This is a genomic window from Mesorhizobium sp. M2A.F.Ca.ET.037.01.1.1 (assembly GCF_003998075.1).
Taxonomy (GTDB): Bacteria; Pseudomonadota; Alphaproteobacteria; order Rhizobiales; family Rhizobiaceae; genus Mesorhizobium.
In genome coordinates this window covers 1-4,238 of record NZ_RZSA01000598.1, presented here as the reverse complement: position 1 = coordinate 4,238, position 4,238 = coordinate 1, and the positions used below count along the sequence as shown (strand labels likewise).

Genomic DNA, 4,238 nt, shown 5'->3' with positions numbered 1-4,238 from the left:
GCGATTGCGCGGCGAATCTGCAATAGCGCGCCGAGAGGCTATGCTGAGCCCTCGGCTAGACAACAAAAAAGGCCGAGCAATGCTCGGCCTTTTTCCCGAATTTTCAGAACTTAGAACTTGATCTTGAGACCACCCGAGATCGCCGTGACGAGATCGTTGCCGAAGTCGTAGCTGACTTCGGTGCCGGCCTGATATCCGTTCTCACCATTCACTATCCCGGAATGGCCGCTGGTCAACACACCAATCGCGCCGGCCAAGCGAAGTTCAATGTTCGGCCGCGGCGTATAGGCAACGCCACCGCCCAGCGTCCAGGTGTCGGTCTGCGAGCCGTAGCCATGCGAGGTGCCGCGATCCCAGCTCAGTTGGCCGGCGGCGCTCCACTGATCGTTGAACTTGTGGCCAATGCCGCCGGAAACGGTCCAGCCGTCACGATACATCAAGTCCAGCGACGTGATTTGGCCCGAATGCAGTGCATCACCGGTGACACATGCCGAAGAGGGAGTGCCTACGACGCAGATCGGAACACTTTGCAGCAGGCTCCAGTTGACCCACTTGACTGAACCGAAGGCGAGCCATCCCGGCGCTATACCCGACTGAAGCTTGAATTCGACGACATCCGGCATGTACTGCGTCGAGCCGTAGATCGGGAAAATCGGTGCGCCAACGTTCGACAAGTCCAATGTGCCCGAAATATTGTCGAGCTTGACCTTCGAGTTATAAACGAGGCTTGCGCGCAGCGCGATGTCCGGGATTTCGTAGGCAATGCCGGCGCGCCAGCCCCAGCCGCTGCTCGTCAGATCGACACGGCCGGTTCCCTGGAAGTTGGGAACCAGCGGCGACACCAAGTCTTCCTTGAAGCCGTAGACCTTCTGGTAGAAAACACCGCCGATGAAGCGAAGCTGACCTTTACCCGCGTCCATCTTATAGGAACAGGTCGCGCCGTAGCTGTCGCTCTTAATGTCGGTTTCCATGTTGGACTGGGCGCCGGCCCACAGACCGGGCGATGTATGGGCGCCCCACGGCTGTGAATAGTCGACCATGCAGTCGACGCCAGGGACAAGCTGGGCCTTTGCGCCGATGCGAGGTACCCAATAGTCCTCACTTTCGTTCGTTGAGCTGCCGAGGGCGGTGATGTTCCCGTCGAGCGGATTGGTGTCCACCCCGTTTTTGAGTTTGCGATCCGGCATCACATAGGTCGCTTCGGCTTCCGTCGCAAAAGGCGCCGGATCGAACAGCAGGTCGATATCATAGCCGCCGCGCTCGATGCCGCCGGCACGCGCGGGCTGCATCGCGGCTCCGACCATGGCAAGCGAAAAGCATCCTGCCCCCAGCAGTGCTTTGAGACGCAAAATGCTCATGGAAATCCCTCCCCGAAATACAAGTGGCTCAAGCTAGAACCAATTCGGGTTAACGACGCAACAACGTTTTCAGGAGCTGTACACGTACATCTTGACAGCACGTATTTTTGCCATGGTGAGGCGCGCCGGAATTGGCGCCCAAATCGCGCCAACCAGGGTCAAATGATCGAAAAAACCGCGAAAACCACCCAAAACGGGGCAAAAACAGCCGATTTCAGGTCCTTTCAGGCCGCATTGTTACATTATGGCAACAATTCGGCCCAAACTTTCCGTTTACGTCAAAATTAACGTAGCGGAACGCCTATTTTCGAGGCAGCTAACGTACCGGAAAGCAGCTCCGCGCCGAGGCGATTCTTGCCGCTCAGCCGGCGTCGCGAACCCTTGTCAAAGCCACCGATAGCTTCTCCTGCGCCTCGCGATATTCGGCGAGTTTTTCGCGCTCGGCCTCGACCACTTCTTCCGGCGCATTGGCGACGAACTTCTCGTTCGACAGCTTCTTGTGCAGGCGGGCGATCTCCTCGGTCACCTTGGCCAGTTCCTTCTGCAGCCGCGCAGCCTCGGCCTGGAGGTCGATCAGGCTGCCGAGCGGCAGGCTGATCGTCGCCTCATTGAGCACGATCTGTGCCGAGCCCTTTGGCGGCGCATCGACCAGAGCGATATCGCCGACGCGCGCCAGCCGCTTTATCGCCTGGGCGTGACGCTCCAGCCGCTCCTGCGTCAGCGTGTTAGCGCCGATCACCATCAGCGGCGCGATCGCTGCCGGCGGCACGTTCATCTCCGACCGCACTGACCTGATGCCCGAGACGAGGTCGACCAGCCAGTTGATGTCGGCGGCAGCCTCTTCGTCCTCGAAGTCGGGCGACGGCCAGGCGGCATGGCAAAGCAGCGAGGAGCGCTCCTTGCCTTCGCCAGCGGTCTGCGCCCACAGCTCCTCGGTCATGAACGGCATCATCGGATGCAGGAGCTTGTAGATCTCGTCGAGTACGAAGGCGACGCAGGCCCGGCTCTCAGCCTTGGCGGCCTCGTCCGTGCCCATGAACACCGGCTTCAACAGCTCCAGGTACCAGTCGCAGAACAGGTTCCAGACAAAGCGATAGGCCGCGCCCGCCGCGTCGTTGAAACGATAGCTGGTGATGCCTTCGGTGACCGCGCGCGCCGCTCGCGTCAGCTCGGTCAGGATCCAGCGATTGACCGGCAGCTTGGTGTCGTTCAGCCAGAACTCGTCGTTGCGCGCAACCTCGTTCATCTCGGCGAAGCGCGTCGCGTTCCACAGCTTGGTGCCAAAATTGCGATAGCCGGCGATGCGCGCCGGATCGAGCTTCACGTCGCGCCCCTGAGCCGCCATCACTGTCAACGTGAAGCGCAGCGCATCTGCGCCATATTCGTCGATCAGGTCGAGCGGATCGATGACGTTGCCCTTCGACTTCGACATCTTGGCGCCGTTCTTGTCGCGCACCAGCGCATGCACATAGACGGTGTGGAACGGCTCCTCGTCCATGAAGTGCAGGCCCATCATCATCATGCGGGCGACCCAGAAGAAGATGATGTCGAAGCCGGTCACCAGCACGTCGGTCTGGTAATAGGTCTTGAGCTCGGGCGTCTGGTCGGGCCAGCCGAGCGTCGAGAACGGCCACAGCGCCGACGAGAACCAGGTGTCGAGCACGTCCTCGTCGCGGGTCAGGATCTCGCCCGGCTGGAAATTCTCGAGCTTGTCCTCTACCCAGGCCTTCCACGGCCCTTCCAGCGCCAGGTAATATTCGACCGCCGCGGCCAAAGCCTCTTCCTCGGTCTTCTCGACGAAGACATGCCCGTCCGGCCCATACCAGGCCGGGATCTGGTGGCCCCACCAGAGCTGGCGCGAAATGCACCAGGGCTGGATGTTCTCCATCCAGTCGAAATAGGTCTTTTCCCAGTTCTTCGGCACGAAGTTCGTGCGGCCCTCGCGCACCGAGGCGATCGCCGGCTTGGCGAGCTCGGCGGCGTTGACATACCATTGGTCGGTCAGGAACGGCTCGATCGGCACGCCGCCGCGGTCGCCATGCGGCACGGTGTGCCGGTGCGGCTCGATCTTGTCGAGGAACCCGCCCGCTTCCATCAGCTCGACGACCTTCTTGCGGGCAGCGAAGCGGTCGAGTCCGTCGAGCTCGTCCCAGACGGCCTCGCGCTCCGGCGTCACCTCGAGACCGGCGAGGAAATCCTCGTTGTCCTTGAGCTTGATGGCGGCTTCGACTGTCAGGATGTTGATCGCCGGCAATTTGTGACGCTTGCCGACCTCGAAGTCGTTGAAATCATGCGCCGGCGTGATCTTGACCGCGCCGGAGCCCTTCTCCGGATCGGAATATTCGTCCGCCACGATCGGTATCTTGCGACCGACGATGGGCAGCACGACGTTGCGGCCGACCAGATCGGTGAAGCGGTCGTCACCCGGATGAACGGCAACCGCCGTATCGCCAAGCATCGTCTCGGGGCGCGTCGTGGCGACCGTGATGAAGGTCTTCGGGTTCTCCGGATCGAACGCTTCGCCTTCGATCGGGTAACGGAAGTGCCAGAGATTGCCGTTGACCTCGTGCTGCTCGACCTCGAGGTCGGAAATGGCCGTCAGCAGCTTGGGGTCCCAGTTCACAAGGCGCTTGTCCTTGTAGATGAGGCCTTCCTTGTAGAGCGTGACGAAGACTTCCAGCACCGCCTTGGACAGGCCTTCATCCATGGTGAAGCGTTCGCGCGACCAGTCGGCCGAGGCGCCGAGGCGCTTCAGCTGGTTGAAGATCGCGCCGCCGGATTCGGCCTTCCACTCCCAGACCTTCTCGATAAATTGCTCTCGCGTGAGATCGCGGCGATGGATCTGCCTTTCCATGAGCTGGCGCTCGACCACCATCTGCG

2 protein-coding genes are annotated in these 4,238 nt (G+C 61.1%); both read right to left on the bottom strand.

Annotated features, from left to right (window positions below; genetic code table 11):
- Window positions 1-110: 110 nt before the first annotated feature.
- Complete coding sequence (locus EOA27_RS25055) at window positions 111-1,358, bottom strand: OmpP1/FadL family transporter (RefSeq protein WP_126082278.1); 1,248 nt, start codon at window positions 1,356-1,358, stop codon at window positions 111-113.
- Between the two features lie 361 nt (window positions 1,359-1,719).
- The coding region (locus EOA27_RS25050) for a valine--tRNA ligase (RefSeq protein WP_127257513.1) at window positions 1,720-4,238 on the bottom strand (2,519 nt) is incomplete at its 5' end.